Source organism: Nostoc sp. CALU 1950 (genome assembly GCF_051172895.1).
GTDB lineage: Bacteria > Cyanobacteriota > Cyanobacteriia > Cyanobacteriales > Nostocaceae > Nostoc > Nostoc edaphicum_A.
This window is the reverse complement of the sequence record NZ_JBDNJQ010000469.1, coordinates 1-277: the sequence shown is the minus strand read 5'-3', so window position 1 is coordinate 277 and position 277 is coordinate 1. Positions and strand designations below refer to the sequence as shown.

The 277-nt window shown below is 45.5% G+C and carries 1 pseudogene; it reads right to left on the bottom strand.

Annotation, left to right across the window (positions count from 1 at the left end):
- Window positions 1-277, bottom strand: a pseudogene (locus tag ABF638_RS38450) (hypothetical protein); the annotation flags it as partial.

Below are 277 nucleotides of genomic sequence, written 5' to 3'. Positions count from 1 at the left end.
GCAAGATGATCCGCTTGATAATTGCTCCGAGTATCATAGTCACCAGCACGAGCTATAGCGTCTATAAAATTGCCACGTACAAATGGTATTGGTGCAATTTCTTTTGTGCGGTTAGAGTGTTCGACAACAAACCATAGCCATGCAGCACCGCCAATTAAACCACCAACTATAGCCAAAGGATTGACAGCATAACAAACCGCTCCTATCCCAGAAGCCAGCAAGCCAAGTACACGGGTCATGTCTGCTTCATTCTCAGATGCCCGTGCCATTTCAAATA